22 protein-coding genes are annotated in these 23953 nt (G+C 70.1%); 10 read left to right on the top strand and 12 right to left on the bottom strand.

The window, feature by feature from the left end; genetic code table 11:
• Positions 1 to 35: 35 nt before the first annotated feature.
• The gene (locus O3I_RS26435; protein WP_014986064.1) at positions 36 to 602 is read right to left on the bottom strand and encodes a hypothetical protein; all 567 of its coding nucleotides are present in this window, start codon (positions 600 to 602) and stop codon (positions 36 to 38) included.
• Between the two features lie 237 nt (positions 603 to 839).
• Entirely contained in the window at positions 840 to 3869 is a 3030-nt protein-coding gene (locus O3I_RS26440; protein ID WP_014986065.1) for an ATP-binding protein, read from the bottom strand.
• Positions 3870 to 4100: 231 nt separating this feature from the next.
• Here O3I_RS26440 and O3I_RS26445 point away from each other — a divergent pair, with 231 nt between their 5' ends.
• Positions 4101 to 4934: an SGNH/GDSL hydrolase family protein gene (locus O3I_RS26445; RefSeq protein ID WP_014986066.1), complete on the top strand. Its 834-nt coding sequence runs from the start codon at positions 4101 to 4103 to the stop codon at positions 4932 to 4934.
• 18 nt (positions 4935 to 4952) lie between these two features.
• Here the strand turns inward: O3I_RS26445 and O3I_RS26450 are convergent, their stop codons facing one another.
• Positions 4953 to 5393: an ABA4-like family protein gene (locus tag O3I_RS26450; RefSeq protein WP_014986067.1), complete on the bottom strand. Its 441-nt coding sequence runs from the start codon at positions 5391 to 5393 to the stop codon at positions 4953 to 4955.
• Entirely contained in the window at positions 5390 to 6379 is a 990-nt protein-coding gene (locus O3I_RS26455; protein WP_014986068.1) for a hypothetical protein, read from the bottom strand. Before O3I_RS26455 ends, O3I_RS26450 begins: the two co-directional genes overlap by 4 nt.
• A gap of 128 nt (positions 6380 to 6507) precedes the next feature.
• On the opposite strand from O3I_RS26455, the gene O3I_RS26460 reads away from it, so the two are divergent.
• A complete protein-coding gene (locus tag O3I_RS26460; RefSeq protein ID WP_014986069.1) occupies positions 6508 to 7140 on the top strand; it encodes a MerR family transcriptional regulator in 633 nt (210 codons plus the stop codon).
• A 1-nt stretch (position 7141) separates the two neighbouring features.
• Here O3I_RS26460 and O3I_RS26465 read toward each other — a convergent pair whose 3' ends face one another.
• The 3 genes from O3I_RS26465 to O3I_RS26475 form a co-directional block, all read right to left on the bottom strand.
• The gene (locus tag O3I_RS26465; protein WP_041564405.1) at positions 7142 to 8329 is read right to left on the bottom strand and encodes a DUF4153 domain-containing protein; all 1188 of its coding nucleotides are present in this window, start codon (positions 8327 to 8329) and stop codon (positions 7142 to 7144) included.
• 1448 nt (positions 8330 to 9777) lie between these two features.
• Positions 9778 to 10707, bottom strand: a complete 930-nt coding sequence (locus tag O3I_RS26470) for a HAMP domain-containing sensor histidine kinase (RefSeq protein ID WP_424769589.1) — start codon at positions 10705 to 10707, stop codon at positions 9778 to 9780.
• A 134-nt stretch (positions 10708 to 10841) separates the two neighbouring features.
• Positions 10842 to 11543: a response regulator transcription factor gene (locus tag O3I_RS26475; RefSeq protein WP_014986072.1), complete on the bottom strand. Its 702-nt coding sequence runs from the start codon at positions 11541 to 11543 to the stop codon at positions 10842 to 10844.
• Positions 11544 to 11679: 136 nt separating this feature from the next.
• Here O3I_RS26475 and O3I_RS26480 point away from each other — a divergent pair, with 136 nt between their 5' ends.
• The gene (locus tag O3I_RS26480; RefSeq protein ID WP_014986073.1) at positions 11680 to 12108 is read left to right on the top strand and encodes a hypothetical protein; all 429 of its coding nucleotides are present in this window, start codon (positions 11680 to 11682) and stop codon (positions 12106 to 12108) included.
• Between the two features lie 7 nt (positions 12109 to 12115).
• Here the strand turns inward: O3I_RS26480 and O3I_RS26485 are convergent, their stop codons facing one another.
• The gene (locus O3I_RS26485) at positions 12116 to 14095 is read right to left on the bottom strand and encodes a heavy metal translocating P-type ATPase (RefSeq protein WP_014986074.1); all 1980 of its coding nucleotides are present in this window, start codon (positions 14093 to 14095) and stop codon (positions 12116 to 12118) included.
• Positions 14096 to 14252: 157 nt separating this feature from the next.
• On the bottom strand, positions 14253 to 14789 hold the full coding sequence (locus tag O3I_RS26490) for an RICIN domain-containing protein (protein ID WP_014986075.1): 537 nt from the start codon (positions 14787 to 14789) through the stop codon (positions 14253 to 14255).
• A gap of 203 nt (positions 14790 to 14992) precedes the next feature.
• On the opposite strand from O3I_RS26490, the gene O3I_RS26495 reads away from it, so the two are divergent.
• The 6 genes from O3I_RS26495 to O3I_RS26520 all read left to right on the top strand — a co-directional run bounded on the left by O3I_RS26495 (position 14993) and on the right by O3I_RS26520 (position 20887).
• Positions 14993 to 15706, top strand: coding sequence for an endonuclease/exonuclease/phosphatase family protein (locus O3I_RS26495; RefSeq protein WP_014986076.1), 714 nt, complete (start codon positions 14993 to 14995; stop codon positions 15704 to 15706).
• A 69-nt stretch (positions 15707 to 15775) separates the two neighbouring features.
• On the top strand, positions 15776 to 16624 hold the full coding sequence (locus O3I_RS26500) for an alpha/beta fold hydrolase (RefSeq protein ID WP_014986077.1): 849 nt from the start codon (positions 15776 to 15778) through the stop codon (positions 16622 to 16624).
• Between the two features lie 113 nt (positions 16625 to 16737).
• Positions 16738 to 17448, top strand: a complete 711-nt coding sequence (locus O3I_RS26505) for a trypsin-like peptidase domain-containing protein (protein WP_014986078.1) — start codon at positions 16738 to 16740, stop codon at positions 17446 to 17448.
• A 138-nt stretch (positions 17449 to 17586) separates the two neighbouring features.
• On the top strand, positions 17587 to 18114 hold the full coding sequence (locus O3I_RS26510) for a hypothetical protein (protein ID WP_014986079.1): 528 nt from the start codon (positions 17587 to 17589) through the stop codon (positions 18112 to 18114).
• 1038 nt (positions 18115 to 19152) lie between these two features.
• Positions 19153 to 19704: a copper chaperone PCu(A)C gene (locus O3I_RS26515; protein ID WP_014986080.1), complete on the top strand. Its 552-nt coding sequence runs from the start codon at positions 19153 to 19155 to the stop codon at positions 19702 to 19704.
• Positions 19697 to 20887, top strand: coding sequence for a Dyp-type peroxidase (locus O3I_RS26520; RefSeq protein ID WP_014986081.1), 1191 nt, complete (start codon positions 19697 to 19699; stop codon positions 20885 to 20887). The genes O3I_RS26515 and O3I_RS26520 overlap by 8 nt, the downstream gene beginning before the upstream one ends.
• A gap of 45 nt (positions 20888 to 20932) precedes the next feature.
• Here the strand turns inward: O3I_RS26520 and O3I_RS26525 are convergent, their stop codons facing one another.
• The 3 genes from O3I_RS26525 to O3I_RS26535 all read right to left on the bottom strand — a co-directional run bounded on the left by O3I_RS26525 (position 20933) and on the right by O3I_RS26535 (position 22514).
• Positions 20933 to 21238: a hypothetical protein gene (locus tag O3I_RS26525; RefSeq protein WP_014986082.1), complete on the bottom strand. Its 306-nt coding sequence runs from the start codon at positions 21236 to 21238 to the stop codon at positions 20933 to 20935.
• Positions 21239 to 21410: 172 nt separating this feature from the next.
• Entirely contained in the window at positions 21411 to 21995 is a 585-nt protein-coding gene (locus tag O3I_RS26530; RefSeq protein WP_041562887.1) for an HdeD family acid-resistance protein, read from the bottom strand.
• A 66-nt stretch (positions 21996 to 22061) separates the two neighbouring features.
• A complete protein-coding gene (locus tag O3I_RS26535) occupies positions 22062 to 22514 on the bottom strand; it encodes a VOC family protein (RefSeq protein WP_014986084.1) in 453 nt (150 codons plus the stop codon).
• Between the two features lie 175 nt (positions 22515 to 22689).
• Between O3I_RS26535 and O3I_RS26540 the strand changes: the two genes are divergently transcribed.
• On the top strand, positions 22690 to 23679 hold the full coding sequence (locus O3I_RS26540) for a glycosyltransferase family 9 protein (RefSeq protein WP_014986085.1): 990 nt from the start codon (positions 22690 to 22692) through the stop codon (positions 23677 to 23679).
• Positions 23680 to 23953: the final 274 nt, after the last annotated feature.

Raw genomic sequence — 23953 nt, forward strand, 5'->3', positions numbered from 1 at the left:
TTCTTATTACCCGCTGGTACGCGCGCGTTACACCATCAGGTGGGTGGCGCGATCTTCGCGATCGAGACCGCACCCGCCCCGGCGGTCACCGTGACGAACTGGCGATATGTGCGCACCGCGGCGTCGGGCCGGACCTCGGTGATCACCACGTCGAAGCGGCCGTCGGCCATCGGCGTGATCATCACGCAATGCTGTGTACCCGCCGGTACGGACCGGATGCCCGCGTCGATCACCGACACCGGCGGCACCGCGGCATCCGGTGTGGTCACCGCCCGCGCGTCGGACCCGGACCGGGCCACGTAGTAGGCGTACTGGAACGCGAGGATCACGTCCGGTCCCGACGCGGTCGAACCGCTGCCGTTGCCGCGCACCAGTTGGTCGCCGCGGGTCGGCTGGCAGCCGGGACCGCCGCCGAGCACCGGATCGGCGTAGGTGGCCGACTGACGCGGCGCGCCGGCCTCCGCGGTGTACACGAGCACCACCGCTACCGCGGCCATCGATCCGGCCAGCGCGACCGTGCCGACCAACCAGGGCCGGCGCGTGCGGTAGGCGTGCCAGCGCTGCGGCCGGGGCGGGGGAATCATCCCCGGCCACAGCGGCACGGCAGCGCGACCTCTGCCGCGACGTGCGGCGATGTGCCCCCCGGACATGTTCGACGACGACATGACCGCCGCACCCCCTTACCGGTGCCTGCTCAGCGCAGCCGGGCACCCCTCAATGCCGTTGCGCAGTAACAACATTGCACACCCGTGCGGACCGCGCCCGGCGAATCGCCAAGAGAGACCGCACGGTCCGCGCACGAGCGGCGGCGCGGACCGGTTCGTTGCTGCCGGACGGCACTAGCCGAGCAGTTGCTCGTGCACCTGCCCCAACCGGTCGACGTAACGGCGCCAACCGAAACCGCCGCGCGCGTAATCCGCCAGCGTCCGTTCCACCAGATCCCTTGCCGTGCGCCGGTTTCCCTCGGCCAGCGCCAACGCAGCCGAGATCGCGCGGGCCGCGAACCAGCTGGTGCGGCCCGGCTCGGTTTCGCCGTAGGCCCGCTCGAGCAGCGTGCGCGCCTCGCTCAGCGCGCCCTGGGCGATGAGCACGTCGGCCAGATCGATATCGGCGACACTGACCTCGATACCCATGTGCGACAACGCCATTCGGCAGTGCGCCTCGGCGCTGTCCAGGCGGCCCGCGGCGAGTTCCACCCCTCCCCTGACCTGTTCGGTGAAGGCCAGCATATGCCGGTCGTCGAGTCGGCGGCTGTAATCGTCGGCCTCCGTGGCGACCTCGAGCGCCTCGTCGAACCGGCCGAGATCGAACAGCGCCCGCGCCTGGTTCGCCAGGCCGCGCGCAAGGCCCAATTCGTCGCCGAGCGCCCGATCGTATTCGGTAGCGCGCCGGTAGCTTTCGAGCGCGTCCTCGGCCAGCCCGGCGAACAGCTGCGCCGAACCGCAGGCGTCCGCGCTCGCCGACGCGCCCTGCACATAGTGCATCTCGTCGGCGCGCGCCTCGGCGGCCTGCAGCGCCTCGATCGCGCTGCGATAGCGTCCGCGCTCGACGTCGATACAGCCGCGGTTGTAGTCGATCTGCAAGACCTGCTTGGGCGCCGCGGGATCGACGAGTTCGGCCGCCTCGGCGAGCAACTCGGCGGCCCGGTCCAGCTTGCCGAGCATGATCGCGTGGAACGACCAGCAGGTCAGCGCCCGCACCCGATGCTCGGACCGGGCGTCGACGGTGTCGATCAGCGCCTCGAAATGCCGGTTGGCCTCGCTGTACCAGGCCCGCGCGTTCCACGCCTGATGCATGGTGATCGCCAGGCGCAGCCCGATTTCGGTGTGCGCGGTCCCCGGCGCACGGGTCATGGCGGCGAGGATGTTGGGCCACTCGGCGAAGATCGCGGCGACGCTGGCGGCGGAACTGAATCCGTCCCGGCCCTCGACCGCGCAGGCGTGATCGAGGCACCACATCGCGTGCCGCCGCTGCAGTTCGGCCGTCTCACCCGCCGCGGTGAGCCGGTGCGCGGCATGGTCGCGAACCGTCTCCAGCAGCGCATAGCGGCGGTAGTCACCGTCGGTCAGCACCGTGAGCAGGCTGCGCTGCGCGAGTTCCGCCAGCACGTCGGCGACCGCGGCCCCGCTGAGTTCGGCTGCGGGAACAACGGATTCGATCGCCTCGGGCGCGAATCCGCCGACGAAGACCGAGCTGCGGCGCAACACCGTGCGCGCGGGCGCGTCGAGCAGCTCGTAGCTCCAATCGAGTGCGGCGCGCAGGCTGGCGTGCCGGCCCGCCGCGGCATCGGGGCGGCCGCCGACGAGCAGGCGTACCCGGTCGTCGATCCGGTCCGCCAGTTGCGCGACAGTCAACGTTCTGGTGAGACCGGCGGCGAGTTCGATGCCCAGCGGCAGCCATTCGACGGCCGCGCAGATCCGCAGCACCGCGTCGCGGTCCGGCTCGGCCAGGGGGCCGTCGACGCGTTCGGCGAACAGGTCCACGGCCGGGCGGCGGTCCAGCGCGCCGACGGGCAAGACCTGCTCGCCCGGATGATCGAGCGCGCGCTGCGAGGTGACCAGCACCGACGCCCGGTGTGCCAGCAACGCGTCGACGGTCGAAACGACCTCGGCGAGTAGGTGTTCCGCGTTGTCGAGGATCACCAGCGCGTCGGCCAGGCCAGGGGCCAGGTCGGCGAGTTCGGCACCCGGCACCGCGTCCACACCCGCCGCCGCGGCGAGGGCGGGCACGATCTCCGCGCCCTGCGGCAGCGCCGCCAGCTCGACGAACACCACCGCACGGTCGGTACGGGCCACCACACGGGCGGCCTCCACCGCGAGCCTGGACTTCCCGCTGCCCGCCGCCCCGACCAGCGTGACCAGTCCCGCGCCCGCCACCCGGCCGGCCAGCTCGGCCAGCTCGGCCTCGCGGCCGAGAAACGAGGTGTCCGGGCCGGGAAGGCTGCTGCCCCAGTGCTTTTCGTCTACCTCCTGGGCCTCGGGCAGGCGCAGTGCCGGATCGTGCCGCAGCATTCGATCGCGCAGCTCGATGGTCGCCGGTTCCGGCTCGACGCCGAGTCCCTCCGCCAGCGCGCCCCGCAGCCGATCCAGCACCGCCAGCGCCTCCGGCTGGCGGCCGGTGCGGTACAGCGCCAGCGCCGAGAGCCGATGCAGCGGCTCGTGCAACGGATGCGCGCCGGTCAGCCGGGACAGCTCGAGCACGGTCTCGGCCGCGGCGCCGGCGGCCAGCGCGGCCTCGATCCGCGTGACCACGAGGGCGAGCCGCCGCCGCTCCAGCCGATCCGCTTCGAAATCGGCGAACGGCACCCCGCGCAGATCGGCCAGGGCCGCGCCGCGCCACCACTGCAACGCCTCGGCGGCGGCCGCGCGCACCTGCGCGGTCCGGCCGGCCCGCTGCGCCACGGCGATCCGCTCGGCGGCCACCGTCACCGCGGTCAGGTCGGTGACGGTCGCGGTGGTGGAGTAGCCGGTGGCCGAGCGCACGACCAGGCCGGCGTGCGAGCCGAGGGTGCCGCGCAAGCGCGACATCAGCGACCACAACCTTTCGACGGGCCGGCCGCCGCCGTCCTCGCCCCACAGATCCGCCACCAGCGTGGCATCGGCGATCACGGCTCCGCGCCCCAGCGCGAGCCGCACCAGCGCCGCGCGTTCGAGCGGCCGATCGATGACGATCTCGCGATCGCCGTCCCGGACGAGCACCGGGCCGAGCACCAGGATCTCCATACGCTGCGCCGCGCCGGCCGCGGCCCCAGCGGAACCGTTGCCGCGCTTCCCCTTTCGACGTTCGCCGAGCGAAAAGCCGGTACTCGGATGGTACGCGTGATCGACGCACCCGCCGAAGAATGCCTCGCGGTGCTCGTACCGCCGCACCGCGGGTCCCCTCCACCGCATTCTCCGGCGGGAACACCCCCGAAAACAGGCGCGCGCCGCCTGCGAGATCCAGCTTGCCGGGCCGGCCTTTCCGCGACGTTTCACCCGCGTCTCACGGCTGCGGCCGCACCGCGGCATTCGCCGGTCGGGCGCGCGTGACCCGGCGATCCCGCTTAAAGTTGGGCGCGACACGCGAAGCGGCGCCCGGTTGCGGCCGGTGGCAGGAGCGAAATGAGCGCGGTGCGGGACAACAGCAGCGGAGCCGAGCCGGGTGCGGCGGCCTGGCGTGGCAAGCGATATGTGGCGCTGGGCAGTTCGTACGCGTCGGGACCGGGTATCGCGCCGCGGGTGCCGGGCACGCCACGGCTGGCCGGGCGGTCGCAACGCGACTACCCGCACCTCGTGGCCGCCACCGCGGGGCTGTCGCTCACCGATGTCACCAGCAGCGGGGCGAACTGCGATCATCTCCTGCACGCGCGACAGTTCCGGCAACCGCCGCAGCTCACCGCGGTGACACCCGAGACCGACCTGGTCACCGTCACGATCGGCGGCAACGACATCGGTCTGACGCCGTATCTGATCGCCCGGCGCCTGCCGCGCCCGCTGCTGCTGCTCCCGCCGCTGGCCGGCCTGGGCGACGCGCGCGCCGTCCGGCGGCGATTGCCGGCGGTGGAGGATCGAATCGCCGCGGTGCTGCACGCGATTCGGGAACGCGCACCCGAGGCCACGATTCTGGTGGTCAACTATCTTTCGGTGCTCGGGCGGCGCGCGCCCACCGATTCGACGGTCGATCGCCACTATCGCGCGTTCGCCGAATCCCTTGCCGCGCATACCGCCGCGGCCGCCGAGCACTTCGGCGCCGAGCTGATCGACGTGCGCACACCGAGCCTGGACCACGCCGCCGACTCGGCCGACCCGTGGACGGTGGACTTCTACTTTCCTTGGCCGGGAAGGACTTACGACGGCGCACCGTGCCATCCGACCGCGGCGGGGATGGCCGCGGTCGCCGACCTCGTCGTCGGGCGGCTCGCGGCGCTGCGCCCCGCCGATCGATCACGTCCCTGATTTCGCGGCTCGCCGGAGTCACCGCACTGCGTCGGCCTCGGCTCTCGGCGCGCGAAACGCCCGCACGACCAGGTAGAGCAGCACACCGAGCGGGGCGAGCATGATCGTGAACGCCAGCAGCGGGCTGATCAGCAGCGCGGGCAGACCGCGCTTTCGGCTGTCCAGGAAGATCCAGCGCCCCAGGAACAGGTCGAACGCGATGAAATGCGCCCAAGCGGCCGCGGCGCCGGCGCTGCCCCCGAGCAGGACCTGTATGCCTGCCAGGTCCGCGCCGGACACGGCCGACCACACCGTCCCGAAGTCCGGCAGCACGACGATCGCATAGATCAGCATCGGCGGTACACAGATCAGCGGGGAGGCGACGATGGCCGGCGTGCGCCGCCACCACGGGGCAAGGATCATCAACGCCCAGAACGGGGCGGCGGTGTAGAACGTGAGGTCGAACAGGAAGCTGGTCATCGGACACCGCCGCCGGTCGAAACCAAGGCCGGTGCGGACTGCTCAGGCGGTGCCGCACCGCGCAGGATCACGACGACCGAAGTTGTTGCGGCGAGCGCGATCACGGCGAACGCGAGCAGGGTGAGCGCGTCCGGGCGCACCACCGACTGACCGCGCAGGGCCTGCCAGGTGAGCACCGCGAGCAGCGCCGCGTAGGCCACGCTGACCACCACCAGCACGCCACGTCGCGCCGCCGCCTCGCGCAGCGCGGGCAGGCGCCGGGCCGCGAGTTCCACCGCGATCAACACCAGCGGAATCACTTGCAGCGCATGCATACCCAGGAAATGCGGGATACGCAGATCGCCGCCCACGGTGCTCCAGCCCAGGATCGGCAAGCCGGGACCGCCGTCGGCGAGACCGACGGTATGCGCGCCGCGGATCGAGCCGCCGCTGTCGAGCTGGGCCCGGGTCGGCTGGGTCATCAGCATGCCGAGCGCCGCGCCGACCACGGAAAGCACTGCGCCGGAACGGATCGCGAAGTCTCGGGCGCGATCACGCGCGGGGCTGCGGAACAGCGCCGCGGCGGCCAGCACCGTGGCCAGCCAGACCACGATGATGGTCGAGCCCATCGCCGACCACAGCGCGCCGTCGAGCGGGGTGGTGAAGTTGAAGTGGCTGGTGGTGCCCCGGACGATCTGGATCACGATGATCACCAGTTCGATGCCGAGGCCGATCGCGGCCACGGTGCCCGCCCACCACGCGGCCCGTCGCCAGGCGGTGAGCTGGTCGATCAGCCAGGCCCAGGTGACGGCGTAGATCAGGGTGGAGAGCGCGAATTTCACCGCCTTGGTCCAGATCGGCAGGCCGGTGAGCACGCGGTCGTCCACGATCATCCCGCCGATCGCGAAGACGGTCAGGACCGCCATCGCGGCAGCGAGCAGGAGTAACGGGCGATGCCAGCGCAGGAAGGCGAGGCGTCCGGCCGGGGGCCGGGATGCGGAGGTCATGGTTCTGCTTTCGACGAGACGGGCAGACAGTGCTGAGTGCTGCTATCGATAGTTGTACTATCGACAGAGATTATGGATAGCTGTACTTCCCACTGTCAATAGCCCCGACCTGAGAGCAGGAGTCGCCCATGCGGATCGCCGAACTCAGTCGCACGAGTGGCGTGCCGCCCGCGACGATCAAGTACTACCTGCGCGAAGGCCTGCTGCCGCCCGGCCTGCGCACCCACCACAACCAGGTGGAGTACGGCGACCAGCACGTCAACCGGCTACGCCTGATACGCGCGCTGGTCGACATCGGCGGCATCTCGATCAGCGCGGCGGGCGAGCTGATCTCCGTCCTCGACACCGGCGACCTGACCGCCCGCCAAGCCCTCGGCGAGGCCATGTACGCGCTGGGCGCCCGGCGCTCCCCGGTCGGCGCGGACCAGCAGGCCGCCGCCGAGGCCGACGTCGCCGACCTGCTCGCCCGCCGCGCATGGTCCGTCGACGACGAGAACCCGGCCCGCCACACCCTGACCGACGTGTGCGCCGCGCTGCGCCAGCTCGGGCACGCCGACGTGATCGCGAAAATGGACGACTACGCCGCGGCCGCCGAAGCCGTCGCCGCGATCGACATCGAACTCGTCCGCGGCGTGCCCACGGTCGAGCGCATGACCGAAACCGCCATCGTCGGAACGATTCTCGGCGACACGATGCTCTCCGCGTTACGCAGGCTCGCGCAGGAGCACGTGTCCGGCCAGGTGCTGCCGGACGAGGACTGACTCACCGGCTCGCGCTCGCCCGCGACAGGTTCCAGCCGTTCCACGGATCGGAATCCATTCGCTCGTGGATACTTTCGCGCACCTGCGTACGCATCGGCTCCGGCAGGCGATCGATGGCGGGCAAGCTGTCCGGCGACAGCACGGTCAAATAGCCGATGTCGAACGGCTTACCCTGCTGCCAGCGATCGATGTTCTGATCGGCGATCAACCGCTCCGGATTCACCACGGCCAGCGCCAGCAGGGTCGCCATCGCGGTACCGAGCACGGTGCGCACCAACCACATTCGGCGCAGGCTGAGCACGGCCGCGAGCACCAGCAGATAGACCAGACCCAGCCACAGCTCGCAGACCTCCACCAGCAGCCGGAGCACGGTGAACCCGTAGGCCTGCTGGTAGGTCCACATCCGGCCCAGCGCCGACGCGACGATGATCAACGAGAGCACGGCCACCGCACTGAGCAAGGCCCGCAACCACATCCGGTCACCCGCCGTCGCCTGGTCGGCCCACCGCAGCACCACCAGAAGCACCGCCAAGGTCAGGATGCTGACCACCGACAGCTGCCAGAATCCGGTCCGCGCGTACTCCGCGTAGGTCAGGCCGGCGGTGCGCTGGACGTAGTCGTCGCCGCCGAACAGCGCCACGAACTGCGCGATGACGAACACCGTGAACAACGCCGTCAGTGCGCCCACCGGCAACACCCACTCGATCCGGCGCAGCTGCCGAACACGCAGTCCCCCAGCGCTTTCCGAGGCCGGCAGCAGCGGCGCGGCCAGCAGATACAGCGCACCGGCCGCGGCGAGACCCAGCACGGTGAACAGGAAGATCCACTGGAACGCGAGACCGCCGTCGACCCGCGGCGTCACCGCGTCGAACAGGGCCGCGAACGTCGCGTCGGCCCCGCCGAGCAGCGGCACGAACACCCCCAGCAACACGAGCGTGACCACTGCCGACAGCGCGACGCCCCACTCCCGGCGCGCCGCCCCCGAGCGCGCCCGCTCGACCCCGGCGAACAGCCACTGCGCACCCGGCAAGACCGCGAGCGGCACCGCGAACACGTCGACCCAAGCGCCGTTCGCCGACCGCCGCCCGACCACAGCCAGCGACGCCGCCACCCCCGCCCCCACCAGACAGCACACGAACAACCACCCGGCCGCCCGAAATATGCCCACCGCCGGCAACACCAAAACCATTGCCACCCAGTAAATCCGCGCCGCCTTGTCGCCAAACCGGAGCCCGGTGCCACCGACGGAGGCCGTCGATTCGGCCCCCGCCACCAATCCGTCGCCCGTTGCCGCGCCACCGATCACAGGGCGGACCCCGGATACCGAAACGTCCTCGGACACCAACCCGTCACCGGCCCCTCGGTCATCACTGGCCCTCAGGTCATCACCGAACCCTCGGTCGCCACCGGCCCCTCGGTCACCGCCGATCGCCCGGTCACCGCGGGCCGCAGGGACGTCGCCCTCCGCGGGATCGTTGCCAGTCACAGTGTCGCCACAGATCTCCGCAACGTCAGTGGTCGCGGGATGACTAGCAGCCGCAGGGTCGTCGCCGGACGCGAGAGCATCGCCGGACGCGGAGCCATCGCCGATCGCCGAGCAGCCACGGATCTCCGCAGCCTCACCGGTCACCGGATGATCCTCAGCCGCGGGCACATCACCGGACGCGCGGTCATCGCCAGACACGAGCGCATCACCAATCGCGGAGTCTTCGGCGGCCGCGACATGATCGCCAGACACAGTGGCGCCACGGATCTCGGCATCGTCACCGCTCACAGGGTGATCCTCAGGCGGGGGCACATCGCGGGACGCGGAATCGTTGCCGATCGCGGAGTCTTTGCCGGTCACGGCGCGAACGCCGGACGCGGGGGCGCCGCCAGGCGCGGGCCTGTCGCGGGACGCGGGGTTGTCGCCGGACGCGAGGGCACGAGCAGACGCGGGGGCATCGTGGGACGAAGCGCGATCGCCGGGCATGGGCGCATCGTGGGACGCGGCGCGATCGCCCGACGCGGGCACATCGCCGGACGCGGGCACATCGTGGTGCGCGGGGGCATCTTGGGATGCGGACACATCGCCGGACGGGGGCCCAGCGGCGGGAGCGGGCGTAGCGCGGGTCGCGGGGTTTCCCCAGATTGTCGCGTCGTTGCTGACCGTTGGCCCAGGGGCGGGTTGCGGCTCCGACGTCGAACCGTCCCCTCCGCGGTTCGATGTCACCGCCGCTCCCGCTGAACCCGGGACCTGCTCTGCGGCAGGCGGCTCGGGGGATCGGGCGAGGGTTTTGCGGGCGTTGCGGTCGACGGCGCAGATCGCGCCGACCGCGATGGCGGCGGCCAGGAACCAGCCGATGCCGGGGCGGTCCAGTGGGATCAGGACGGCGCCGGCGAGGCCGATCAGCAGTGTGACGGCCAGTGCGCCGGGTGGGTGGGTAACCCGTTGCCAGCGCGGGATTTTCGGTGGAATGCGCATCGGCTGCGAGGCAGGCCACGTCGCGGAGCGCTGCAGTTTGTGGTGGACCTGCTGCGTACCGGACAGCGTCGAAGGTATTGGTGTAGTGGCATTTTCGGGCATGACTACCCTCCTGAGGGTGTGCGGGATCGCCCCGGGACCTGATGGCGGTCTGGGGTGCGGTGGGAGAAGAATCAGTCGGGCAGGACCACGCGGATCCGGGAGCCGGGGTCGGTGACGGCGATGGTGCCGCCGTGCAGGTCCACCACCCAGCGGGAGATGGCCAGGCCGAGGCCGGTGCCGCCGCCGTCGGTGCGACCACCGCGGGTGAACCGGTCGAAGACGCGCGCACGGTCGGCGCGCGGTATGCCCGGACCGTCGTCGGCGACCTCGATCACGAGTTCCCCGGGCAGTCGGCGCGCGGTGACGCGCACTTCACCGCCGGCCGGACCGTGCCGGGCGGCGTTGTCGAGCAGATTGAGCAACACCTGATGCAGCCGGGCCCGGTCCGCGAACACCGTTGCGGCACTGGGCTGCACGTGACTGGTGAAGTACACACCGCGGCCCAGCGCGGCCGCCGCGACCTCGGCCTCGGCCACCACTTCGGCGAACAACGGTGCCACATCGAGCTTTTCGCGGTCCAACGGAAAGGCGCCCGCCTCGATGCTGGACAGGTCGAGCAGTTCGGACACCAGCCGGCTCAGTCGCTCGGTCTGGGCGAGCGCGGTGCGCAAGGTCTTCGGATCAGGTTCGGAGACACCGTCGACGAGGTTTTCCAGCACCGCGCTCAATGCGGTGATCGGCGTGCGCAATTCGTGTGAGACGTTCGCGATGAGATCGCGCCGCTGCTGGTCGGCGGCCGCGAGATCGGCGGCCATCTGATTGAACGCCTCGGCCAGCTGCCCGACCTCGTCGCGCGAACTCGCCCGCACCCGGCGGGTGTAATCGCCCTGCGCCATCCGCTTGGCCGCCGCGGTCATCTCCCGCAGCGGCCTGGTGATGCCGTGCGCGAGGAACTGCGAGGTGGCCAGCGCGATCACCATCGCGGCGACCGTCGTCTTCGGCGGCAGCCAGCCGATCTTGAACCGGAAGAACCCGAACGCGATACCACCGGCGCACAGCATGAGGATGGCCAGCTTCAGCTTGATCGAACGCACCGGATCCAACGGGCGCGGCAGCACGTCCGCCACCCAGTCCGAGGTGAGCCGCAGTCGCCGCGCGAGCACACCCCCCGACGCAGGATCGGCGGGGTCCGTGCTCATCGCGCCTCCAGGGCGTAGCCGACGCCGTGCACGGTCCGGATGAGGTCCGCGCCGAGCTTGCGCCGCAACGCCTTGATGTGACTGTCCACCGCGCGAGTTCCCGCGGCATCGGCCCAGTCCCACACTTCCTCGAGCAGCCGTTCGCGGGCCAGCACCACGCGCGGGCGGCGCGCCAGCCGGGCCAGCAGATCGAATTCGAGTGGCGTGAGCTGGGCTTCGACTTCGGCCCGCCAGACTCGGCGCTGGTCGATATCGATACGGAGGTCACCGACGGCGATCACCGTGCCGTCGCGATCGGCGGCCCGTTCCACCCGGCGCAGCAGCGCGTGCACCCGGGCGGTGAGCACCCGCAGCGAGAACGGTTTGGTCAGATAGTCGTCGGCGCCGACGCCGAGGCCGATCAGCTGGTCGGTCTCGTCGGTCCGCGCGGTCAACATCAGCACCGGCACCGGCCGCTCCGCCTGAATCCGGCGGCACACCTCGAGCCCGTCGAATCCGGGCAGCATCACGTCCAGCACGACGAGGTCGGGGGCCAGCGCCGCGGCCGCAGCGACCGCACCCGGGCCGTCGTGCGCCAGATCCACGGTGAATCCTTCGGCGCGCAACCGGGCTGCCACGGACTCCGCGATGGTGACCTCGTCATCGACCACCAGGATCCGCCGCAGCACCTGTCCCCCACCCGGTCCGTTCTGCTCCATGCTCGCAAACCCTAGCCACCGCCTGTGGAGAGCCGCCGCATCAAATGTGGAGATTCCGTGTGCGGCCGGGTGCGTGCCACGCCCGGATCGGATTCGGCACGACGCGCGAAGCCGGGTGGTGTTTTAGGCTGCGGACATGAATCCTCGCCTGCAATACAGGGATTGGCCTGGTGAGGCCGAGGGCCGCCTGGAGTGGTTGCGGGCCGACCTTTCCGACGATATCCCGCTGGACTTCCGCGACGGAACGACGTTGAACGAATTGGAGGCGGAGGTGCTGCGCCGGTTCGGCGAGGTGGCCGCACTGGACGCACCGGAGGTCGGGCCGTTCGTCGCCGGCGTCGCGACCTACCTGGGCGAACTGCTCATCCGGCGCACCGGTGCGCGCTGGAGCTGGCCGGTGCAACCGGCCGCCGGGGACCCGCCGACGCTGATGCTCACCGCCGATTTCGACTTCGAGGTCGTCTCGCCGTGGGACATCATCGCCGCGGCGGTACGGGACCGCACCGGCACCGCGTTCACCGCGTTCGTGCGCCGGTGGGATCCCGTCGAACAGGCCGCTGACTGAATCCGCGTTACTTCTGTGCGACCGGTCGCGGCTCGTGCTCGATGCCCTCGTGCTCCGCGCCGCGACGGAAGCGCAGCAGGCGCAGCGCGTTCGCGACGACCAGCAGGGTCGAGCCTTCGTGGATGAAGACCGCGGGGCCGATGGGCAGCCCGATGAGCGTCGCGGGCACCAGCGCGGCGACGATCAGCAAGGAGAACGCGAGGTTCTGCCGGATGATCCCGGCGGTCCGCCGGCTCAACGCCACCGCGAACGGCAACCTGCCGATATCGTCGACCATCAGTGCCACATCGGCGGTTTCCAGTGCCACCGCCGAGCCGCTCGCCCCCATCGCGATGCCGACCGAGGAGTTCACCATCGCGGGCGCGTCGTTGACGCCGTCGCCGACCATCGCCGTGCCGTTGCGGCCACCCAGCCGCGTGACCATGGTGACCTTGTCCTCGGGCAGCAACCCACCGTGCGCGGCGTCCAGACCCATGTCCGCGGCCACGGCGTCGGCGACGCGCTGGTTGTCCCCGGAGATCAAGACGATGTTGTCGATCCCGAGCTCCCGCAGCCGGGCCACCACGGGTGCCGCCTCCGCGCGCGGGCTGTCCATCACTCCGACGACACCCAGGTAGGCGCCCGCGTGCCGGACGATCATCGTGGTGCGGCCCTGATCGTGCAGGTCGTCCACGATCTCGACGAGCGCCGGGGGCAGACCCTCGGGATCGAGCTCGGTGAACATGGTGCGATTGCCGACCTCGGTGGCGCGACCGTCCACCAGTGCGGTCACACCCCGGCCGGTCACCGAATTCACCTCCGACGCCGTGCGTTCCGCGCCGGCGGGCACCAGCAGCGCGAGGTCGCGGGTGATCGCCCCCGCCAGCGGGTGGTCGCTGTAGGACTCGACGGCGAACAGCGTGGTGATCAGCTCGTCGCGCACCTCGGCACGCACCGGCACGATATCGGTGACCCGGGGTTGGCCCCAGGTGAGCGTGCCGGTCTTGTCGAACGCCATCGAGCGCACCCGGCCCAGCGTCTCGAGCGGGCCGCCGCCCTTGGCCAGCACGCCCGCCTGTGCGGCCCGCGCGATCCCGGCCAGCACCGCGCTCGGAGTCGCGATCGCCAGCGCACACGGGCTCGCCGCGACCAGCACCACCATCGCCCGGTAGAAACTGTCCGCAAACGGCTCCGCGTTCACGAATACGCCGAACGCCAGGACGCCGAGCACACCGGCCAGCACCGCGGGCACATAGAACACCTGGAACCGGTCGATGAACCGCTGGGTCGGCGATTTCTGGGTGTCGGCCTCGCGCACCATCGTGATGACCCGGGCCAGCATGCTGTCGGCGGACCGGCTGGTCACCAGAACGTCCATCGCGCCCGCGCCGTTCATGGTGCCCGCGAATACCCGATGCGTTTCCGGTACGGGAGTACTACTCGACAGCGCGGCCTGCGCGGCGGCGACCGGCGCCTTCTCCACCGGAATGCTCTCGCCGGTGACCGAGGATTCGTCGACACTGCTCACACCCGCGACCACGACACCGTCCGCGGCGAGTCGCGAATTCGGCAGCACCACAACCACATCGCCGATCGCCAGCTCGTCGACCGGCACCTCCCGCACCGCGCCGTCCGGACCGCGAACCAGCGCGGTGCCCGGCGCGAGTTCGGCCAGCGCCTCGATCGACCGCTGCGCCCGGCCCATCGCGTACTCCTCGAGCGCGTGCCCGAGGCTGAACAGGAACAACAGCACCGACCCCTCGGCCCACTTGCCGACCATGGCCGCGCCCACCGCCGCGACCAGCATGAGGAAATCGACCTCGAACCGGCCACGCCGTATCGTCGCGATCGCGGTGCGGATCGTGAAGAAGCCGCCGAAGAAGTACGTGGCGGCGAACAATACGATCGCCACCCACTCGGGTGCGGATACCAGGTATTTCGCGGTCATGCCCGCGGCGTAGGTGATACCGGAGGCGATGGCGAAGATCAGCTCCGATCGTTCCCCCATCCATGCGCTTTTATGGTTGTGCCCAGCTGCTCGTCCGTCGCTGCTCATATCCACATCATATGCATAGATCGCTATATCTGCATAGCTTGATTTCTTTAGGCGGTCGACGGACCCCGGCCGCGACTGTGCACCCGACGAGTCGCGCCCGATCCTGCGGTCAGCCGAGAGCCGCCACTTCCCAGAGGCCGCCGTCGTTCCGGCACCTCCGGTTCTCGGAGGTCATCCGCACCTTGTCATCGCCGAAAACGATGTCCGGGCAGGCATACCTACTGTCCCCGCTGATCAGACGGGTGGCGGTGCCCCTGAGGTGGTAGCGGAACCGCTGGTTCGCGTTGTCGGGGCTGCAGGAGAATCCGTAGACGATTCCGCTCTGCCCGCCGCTGTCCAGGCACAACCCGGTGGCGACGTTCTTCAGCTGAACGAAGCCGTCTGCGACGATCTTCCACTCCCACCGCTGCCGTGGCGCGGCGGCAGCGGGCTGGCACGAGGCCACCGAAGCGGTGGCGTCCGAGTCGAGATTCATGCAGCGCAGGTCCTCGTCCTCGGCATCGGGAGATCGATCGTCGAAGAACAACCGGACCACATCGCCGCTGCCGGGTTCGGCCGCGGAGCTCGGTGCCTGACCGACCAGCACGGTCGTCGCCGTCAGAACAATCACCGCCGGGAAAATCCGGCCGAGACAGGTGGTGCGCATTCGGTCTCCATTTCGTAGTGGGGACTGCAAAGTGGTGAATCGCCGACCAACTCTCGTTCCCCTTCTATACCGGCGCAGCAGCGCTTACCAGCGCATCGGCAGGTTGCTGTCGGGTCACGAAGATCGCCGCCAGACAGGTCCGGCGGCGCGGGACGCCGCTCCGCCGGGCGGGGATGGGCGCGCGTCGCCTAGCATCGCGACATGTGATCACCGTTGCCACCTGGAATGTCCTGCATCGCATTCATGCCGAGAACTGGTACGAGGATGTCTCCAGCCGATGGCCGGACGAGGCGGCGCGCATCGACGCGGTCACCGCGCGGATCGCGGCCCGCACCGAACAGCTGATCGCACTGCAAGAGGTCAGCGGTGACCAGTTGATCAGCCTGCGAGCCGGATTGCCCGACCGCACAGTGCATTCCATGCAGTATCAACGGCTGCCCACGGCGCGCAGGCACGCCAGCCAGCTGCGTGATCCGAGCGAACACCTGGTGCTGATCGTCACGGGGCCCAGCCGGGAGATCGCCGCCGAATCCTTCGCCGACGACCCGGGCAAGGGCGCGCTGGTGATCACCGCCGCGGGCGTGCTCGTCATCGCGACGCACGTGACCGGCGACCGGCGGCGCGCGGGCCAGTTTCACCGCTTGGCCGAATTGGCTTCCAGCACACCGGAATACCCGGCGGTGCTGCTCGGCGACTACAACACCGACCGCGAGACCGTCGCCGCGGAGTTCGGCGCGGGCTTCACCGTCGCCGGCCTCTCCCCCGGCGCGCTGCCGACCCGCCCCCGCTCCTCGGGCGCGAAATCGCAGTACATCGATCACGTCGTGGTGCGTGATGCGACGGTGCACGAGGTGACGGTCGAGGACGTGGACGGGCTGTCCGATCACAACCTCGTGCGCGCGGCCATCACGCTGTGAGCTAGCTGCTCGCCGGGCAGATGACCCGATTCCCCGCCGGGCCGGCCCGGCCCGGCCGAGAATGCTCCTATGGTCGAGATCAGTCGCGGGGTCGCCACCGTGAACGGCATCCACATGCACTACCGGCGCGCGGGATCGGGTTCGGCGCTCGTGCTGTTGCACGGCTGGCCGCAAACCGGTTACTGCTGGCGGCGTGTACTGCCCGCCCTGGCCGAGCGGCACACCGTAATCGCCCCGGATCTAAGGGGTTACGGGCACACCGACAAACCGACGACCGGCTACGACAAACGGACGATGGCCGCCGACGTCGCGGCGCTGCTCGAATCCCTCGGCTTCGACACCACCGCAGTGGTCGGCCACGATCGTGGCGCGCGGGTCGCCCATCGCTGGGCCCTGGATCGGCCCGATCAGATCACGAAACTCGCTGTGCTCGACATTATTCCGACCCGGGAGACCTGGCGGCGGATGGATGCCGCACTGGGACGGCGCTTCTTCCACTGGTTCTTCCACCTGCAACCCGATCTGCCGGAACGCCTTGTCGGGCACGATATTTCCGGGTATCTGCGGTACTTCTTCGAAACCTGGACAGTCAATCGACACGGACTGCCCGGCGAGGCCATCGACGAATACATTCGCGCCTTCAGCACTCCCGGCGCGTTGCGCGCGGGCTTCGACGACTACCGCGCGGCCGAACTGGACACCGAGCACGACAACGCCGACGCGGGTCACCGCCTGCGCATGCCGGTGCTCGCCCTGTGGGGCGCCGCCAGCTTCCTCGAAGAGATTCCGGCCCTGGAGATCTGGCGCGAATATGCCGAAAATGTCACCGGCGCAGCCATTCCCGAATGCGGCCATTTCCTCGCCGAAGAACGGCCGGAGGCCCTGCTCGCACACCTGACCGAATTCCTCGCCGCCTGATTGCGCTTGCACCGAGATCTGGTCACGGAACGGTCATCGACCGCGCCACAGACCGGCTGGTCTGGGAGAATTCCGGGTGGCCCTGACGCGTGTGCGCGAACGAAAGGTGCGACATGGTTGCGCTGGGACGGTTCGGCAGACAGCTCGCGGTCGGCGCGCTCACCCTGATCTGCGCCGCCGGTGCGCACGGTGTCGCGGCGGCGGTCGAGCCGAGCACCAGCCTCGGCGGCGGATCGGGGATCCTGCTCGGGCGCGGCGCCTGCACGCTGACCACCATCGGATACGACCGCGCGGACCGGCTGGTCGGGCTCACCGCGGGGCACTGCGCGGAACTCGGCATGTCCGTGCGGGCCGAGCAGACCCCGGACGCGGGCGTGGTCGGCACGGTCGCCGCCGTCGATCACCAGAACGACTATGCGGTAGTGGAATTCGATCACACCAAGGTGCGGCCCAGCCGACAGGTCGCCGCGACCGTGATCGGCGGCGTCGGCGCACCGCCGCGGCCCGGGGACGTGGTGTGCAAACACGGACGGACCACCGGATTCAACTGCGGTGTCGTCTGGGATACGCACCGCTGGTGGTTCCAGAACCAGTCCTCCTCACAGCCCGGCGACTCCGGCGGGCCGGTCACCCTCGGCGATCGCCTCATCGGCATGAACGTCGGGCACATCGGCATCCCCGCCACCGCCCTCCCCGCCGTCGACCTGATGTGCAAATCCGCCGCCAGCCCCCTGCACGACGTCGCCGTCGCCACCCAGATCGGCATGGTGCTCGCCGACATAGACCGCACCGGCGGTGTAGGTTCCGGATTTCGACCCCTCTGAGCCCACCCGCCGCGCCGCACGTTCGAGTTCGGCGAACAACCACCGCATGGATTCGCCGAGACGTACGCGGCAGGCCGCCGGGCGCTCGAGCCGGGAAGGGATGGGAGGGTGGGCGGGGGTGGGCCGTAGGATGGGTCGGTGCGGAATCCGGTGGTGAGCATGGCGCGGGTGCGCGGTGCGTTCGTCGGCTCCGCGTCGGGGGCGGTGAGCATCGCGGCCCATGCGGTCGGCGGCGGCACCGTGTCGTCCACCCGGTCCCCCATCGTTTTGCTGATCGCCGCGTGCACCGGGGTCGGTGTGCTGGTCGGCGTGCGACCGAACCGTTATGGCGTCGCCGAGATCATGGTGCTACTGGCGATCGGGCAGGCGGTGGGTCATCTCGCCCTGACCGCCGCACCCGGGCACCAGCACAGCGCGGGCATGTCCGCGGTGATGCTCGGCGCACACCTCGCCGCGATCCCCGTGGGTGCCGCACTCATCCGCTGCGCCGAACTCGCCGTCGCCCGAGCAGTTTCCGCCGCGAACCAAGCCGTGCAGGTGCTCTACACCGCCCCGACTCCCCCGTTCGAACCGGCCTATTCGATCCCCCTCGGATCGCTCACCACACCCCGCCGCCTACTCCGCAGCTCCGGCTTCGGCCGCCGCGGACCACCGCGCACCCGCTGACCGCAGCAGTCCCGCAGCCGCCCGAATCGAATGAGTTCCGTTGCCGAGCAACACGACTCGTCATACGACAAGCGACGCCAGCACTGCCTCCGGGCCATCCGGACCGACCGCCCCCGGTGACGCTGCCACCACGGCAACGTAACCGGCTCGGCAAAGCTGTCAGCCCGGCTACACCGCCGGCCAGGCGACGCCCTATCGGGCAACGCACCGGCACAGCCACGCCGACCACTCACCGAGCAATCGGCACCACCGATCCGGCAACACCGCCACCGAATCCGGCAACGTGACCAGCTCGGCAACGCCGCCGACTTGGGAACCCCCGGCCCGGAAAGGCCACGGGCACGGCAAAGCCGCAGCAGCGCGCCACCGGCTCAGCGAGCTATCGGCACAGCCAATGCGGCCAACGCCACCGGCTCAGCGGCACGATCGCTCGGCAGCGCCACCAGCCCGGCAGCACGACCGCTCGGCAGCGCCACCAGCTCAGCGGCACGACCGCTCGGAAGCGCCACCGGCTCAGCGAGCTACGGCACACACCGGAAGGCCCGCGTGCTGGTGAGCCTGGCGACACCGCTGGCTCGTGATGCTGTCGGCGCAGCAACGTCGTGTCGGGTGACACCACCAAGGCCACCGGCTCGGCGACGTGACTGGTTCGGTGACGTCAGCAGCCCGACTAGCTACCGACACAACCGACGCCAACAGGCGGCCAACGCCAACGGCTCGGCGACGTAGGCAGCTCAGCGGACAACGACACAGCCGACAGCCAACGCCAACGGCTCGGCGACGTCACCTGCTCAGCGAGCAACGGCGCGGTCAACGGCGGCAGCCCGGTGGCGGCTCTGCCGACTCGGTCGCGATGCCGGCTGAGTGCGACTGCTGCGGACCGACGTGTGCTCCTCGCCCTGGTTTCCCGCGGCTCGGTCGGCGTTGGCCGGCGCGTTCCGGCGCAGCGGCGCAACCGAATTCGCGGGGCGCGGTCCATCGTGCTGCCTTCGGGCGAAATCGGCTGATTCCTATTCCTTTTCTCGATCGGAGTTCCATATGCGTACCCCCACAACGGTTTCCCGTACCACTGCCCTGCTGCGTGCTGCGGCGGCGGCCGCTGCCGTTCCGCTGCTGCTCGTCGCCTGTTCGTCGAACGAGAAGGCCGAGGCGAAGTCGGCGGAGGCGGTGACGATCACCGATCAGTGGGTGAAGGCCGCGGACGGCGGGATGTCGGCGGCGTTCGGACAGCTCAGCAACGGGAGCGACCAGCCGCGCACGGTGGTGTCGGCGTCGAGTCCGGCGTCGAGCCGGGTCGAACTGCACGAGGTGGTGGCGGACGCGAGCGGAACGAAGACCATGCGGCCGAAGCAGGGCGGTTTCGTGATTCCGGCGCACGGGAAGACCGAGTTGCGGCCGGGCGGCGACCACATCATGTTCATGGGGCTCACCGGCCCGTTGCGCACCGGCGCCGAAACCCCGGTCACCCTCACTTTCGAGGACGGATCGAGCACCACGTTCACCGCGCAGGTGCGCGATTTCTCCGGCAACCAGGAGAACTACGCCCCCGATCACGCGGACGACGCGCAGGCCCCGACGCACGGTGGCTGAGCGGACCAGCGCGCGGCCGAGCCTGAACCGCCGTCGCCTGCTCGGCGGCGGTGCCGCCGCGGCGGGCGCGGCGGGGCTCGGCTGGGGTGCGCTCACCTTGGCCCGCGACGAGCAACCGCCGGCCCCGATCGAACCGTTCTATGGTCCGCATCAGGCCGGGATCGCGACTGCACCGCAGACGCACGCCACGTTCGTCGCCTTCGATTTGAAACCGGGCGTCACCCGCGACGACATCATCGGCATCCTGAAGATCTGGACCGGGGACGCCGCCCGGCTGACCCAGGGCCGCCCGGCCTTGGCCGACACCGAACCCGAACTCGCGCAACGCCCGTCCCGGCTCACCGTCACCATCGGACTGGGTCCGGCGGTGTTCGCGAGCGTGCCGCAGCGCCGGCCGGCCTGGCTGCGTCCGTTGCCGCCGTTCGCCATCGATCGCCTCGATCCGGCCTGGACCGACGGCGACCTGCTGTTGCAGGTGTGCGCGGACGAGTCGACGACCGTGTCGCACGCGGTGCGCGTGCTGTGCCGCAGTGTCGCGTCGCTGGTGCGGGTGCGCTGGGTGCAGCGCGGATTCCGGGACGCTGCCCCGGGCCGGACCCCGCGCAACCTGATGGGTCAGGTGGACGGCACGGTGAACATCGCACCCGATACTCCCGATTTCGATCGGCTGGTCTGGGACGACGGCGCCGGGCAACCCTGGCTGGCGGGCGGCACCTCGCTGGTGCTGCGGCGGATCGCGATGACGCTGGACACCTGGGATGAGATCGACCAGGAGGGCAGGGAACTCACCGTCGGCCGGACCGTCGCGACCGGGGCTCCGCTCACCGGCACGGATGAGTTCGACGAGCCGGATTTCGCCGCGGTCGACGCGAACGGTATCCCGGTGATCCCGCCGTCCTCGCATATCGCCCGCGCGCATCACACCCATGACGGGGAACGTTTCCTGCGCCGCGGCTACAACTACGACGACGCGCCGGCGGCCGGTCAGATCTCGAACTCGGGTCTGTTGTTCGCCGCGTACCAGCGCGACGTGGACGCTCAGTTCCTACCGGTGCAGCAGCGGCTCGCGGAGTTCGACGCGCTCAATGTGTGGACGACGCCGGTGGGTTCGGCGGTCTTCGTCATTCCGCCGGGGGTTGCCGCGCCGGGCGGCTATATCGGGCAGTCGTTGTTCGAATCGTGAAGCGGGGGTCCGCTGCCGACCGTGGCAGGCAGCGGACCGAACCGTTCAGTCGACGAAGACGCTGCCGCCCTTGGGCAGGTAGCCGATCGTCGCCGGCGGCACCTCACCGAAGGACGCGCCCGAGCAGTCGCCGCTCGCGTACGCCTTGATCGCCCGGTCGGTCGCGTTGCCGACGGAGATCTGCAGCGTCGTGTAGAAGTTGTCCTCGGCCTTGATGCAGCCGACCGGGTTGTCGTGCGCGGTGTTGTTGATGGTCACCGTGCCGGTCGCGGCCTGTGCCGTGCCCGGTGCCAGAAAACCGACCGCACCCGCGAGGGCGACCGCACCGACAAACCCAGCAGTACGAAACATTCGTGCCTCCAGTTCATTTCGATGTCGACCAACCCCGATGCCGACCTCGGTGTCTATTGCGCCTGCATTCTGACACGAGCGCGGTCCCGGCGGAAAGAGTGCAGGTGAACGCGGTGCGGCCGCCGTGCCCAGCGGGACACGGCGGCCGCGACGAAGAAAAGAACCGACCGGTTCAGATGCCGGAGTGCTGAAGCCGCTTGGCGTCCTTGCGAACTCCGAACGCCGTGACCATTTCCATCACGCCGAGCACGATCAACCACACGCCGACCACGACGGCCAGCGTGGCCACCGACGACAGCGGCCAGGCGATCAGCACGATGCCCGCGATCACGGTGAGCACGCCGAAGAACACGGTCAGCCAGCGGCCTGGCACGTCCGGCTCGGACAGCGCGATCATCACCGCCGCGACGCCCCGGAACAACCAGCCGATCCCGATCCAGATGGCAAGCAGCAGAATCGAAGTCAGCTCGTCCCGGAAGCAGAACACGCCGATTGCAATGGACAGCACGCCGCTGATGAAGGCCAGCACCCGCATCCCGGTGCCGGTCGGCGCGCCAAAGGCGGCCATCAGCTGCAGGAAGCCGCTGACCACCAGGTAGATGCCGAACAGCACACCCGCGGCAAGCAGGGTGACGCCGGGCCACACGAGAATGATCACGCCGAGGATCACCGAGAGGATGCCGGTGACCAGAATTGTTTGCCACGCACTGCGGGCAAGAGACTGCAGAGGACCCTCGAGCACGCTGTTTGTCGTCATGATCAGATGTTAGGCCCTGTTACGCGGGTTCCCTGGACATTTGCTCACCGAACCCGAGGCGTCGCGCTACCACGTATTGCCCGCCGTTTCCGGGGGCACACCGGCGGCATCCGCGTCGGCGACGATATTGACCATCCAGACGGTGCCGAACCGGTCCTGGCACATGCCGAACTCGTCGCCCCACATCTGCTTCTCCAGCGGCACCGAGACCGTGCCCGCGGCCGAGAGCCGAGCCCAGTAGCCGCGCAACTCCGCGGCATCGGAACCGCTGAGGCTGATCGAAATACTGCTTCCCGGTTTGTATTCCATGCCGGGCGGGGTATCGGCGGCCATCAGGGTGAACCCGCTCGGCGTCTCCAGGATGCCGTGCATGACCAGCTCGGCGCCGGGCGCGTCCTGATCGCTGAATTCGCCGAAGGTGCTGATGGCCAGGGTGCCGCCGAACACGTCGCGGTAGAACTCCAGAGCTGCGCGGGCCGTGTCGCCGAAACTGAGGTACGGGTTGAGCCGGGAGGTCATGTCACGAGGTTAGTTGTCCTCAGCACAGGGTGCGATAAGTAACGCCTGGCGCGCCGGGGTTTATCGCCGATGGGGGTCGGGTAGTTATCTTTCAATGGCTCTCGTCGGGTGCACCCCTGGGGTGGAACGGATGCGGGTCACGTTTTCGTGGGTCCCGGGTGGCTAGGAGAAGAGGGTGGCGGTTGTACTCGTGCTGCAGGCACGTGGGCTCGGTGATCTGCTCACCGCGGTCCCGGCGCTTCGTGCGCTGCGTCGTGCCAGGCCACACGACCGCATCGTGCTCGCCGCGCCGCCCCGCCTCAAGCCCATCGTCGACCTGATCGCCTCCGTCGACGCGATGGTGCCCACCGCCGACGCGGGCGCCCTGCGCTGGGATGCGCCCGGACCGCAACTGGCAGTGAACCTGCACGGGCCGAGCACCGAAAGCATTGTGGCGCTGGAGAAGACCGACCCGGGGCGCATCCTGAGCTATCGCAATCCGGCGTTCCCGGAACTGTCCGGCCCCGAGTGGCAGCCGGACATGCATCACGTGGACCGCTGGTGCCATCTGCTGGAATCCGACGAGATCGTCGCCGACCGGCGCAATCTGGGCCTGGTGCCGCCGGTCTCCACCACCAGCCACCGGGACTGCGTCGTGGTGCACGTCGGCGCGGGGGCGCCCGCCCGGCGCTGGCCGCCCGACCGGTTCGCCGCCGTCGTCCGGCACCTGCTGGTGCTGGGCCGGGAGGTGGTGCTCACCGGCGACGAATACGAGCGGGAGATCGCGCTGAACATCGCCGCGCGCGCCGGACTGCCGATCGGCCGGGTACTCGCCGGGGAACAAAACCTGACCGAACTGGCCGCCACCGTCGCGGAGGCGAGCCTGGTGGTCTGCGGCGACACCGGGGTCGCCCACCTGGCCACCGCGTTCGGCACCCGCACCGTCCTGCTTTTCGGCCCCACGCCGCCGCGCTGGGCCGGGCCGCCGCCGCACCTGCTCAACCGCCACGCCGTGCTCTGGGCCGGGCAACTCGGCGACCCCTACGCCGACACCCCCGACGCCGGACTGCTCCGCATCGGCGTCACCGAGGTGATCGCCGCCGTCGACAAACAACTCAGCAAACGCAACTGGCCCGGCACCGGCACCCAACAGTCCCGCCGCACCCCTTTCCGCCGCGTCGGCTGAACCGCACCCCTTTCCTGCTGCGTCGGCTGAACCACACGCCTTCCGCCGCGCCGATTGAGCCGCCGGGCGGCTAAGCCGCAAGCCTTCCGCCGCAGGGACTGAGCCCCACACCAGGCGACGATCGCGTCGGCTGAGCCCCGCACCCGCGCGACGACCACGCCGACTCAACCCACACCCGCGCGACGACCACGCCCTGTGACGATCCAGCGCGAATACCCCGCGGACGTCCCCTTCCCACCTCCGACCCGGCGTCCCGCTGCGCTATGCCGCAAGG

This window comes from Nocardia brasiliensis ATCC 700358, from assembly GCF_000250675.2.
GTDB classification, from domain to species: domain Bacteria; phylum Actinomycetota; class Actinomycetes; order Mycobacteriales; family Mycobacteriaceae; genus Nocardia; species Nocardia brasiliensis_B.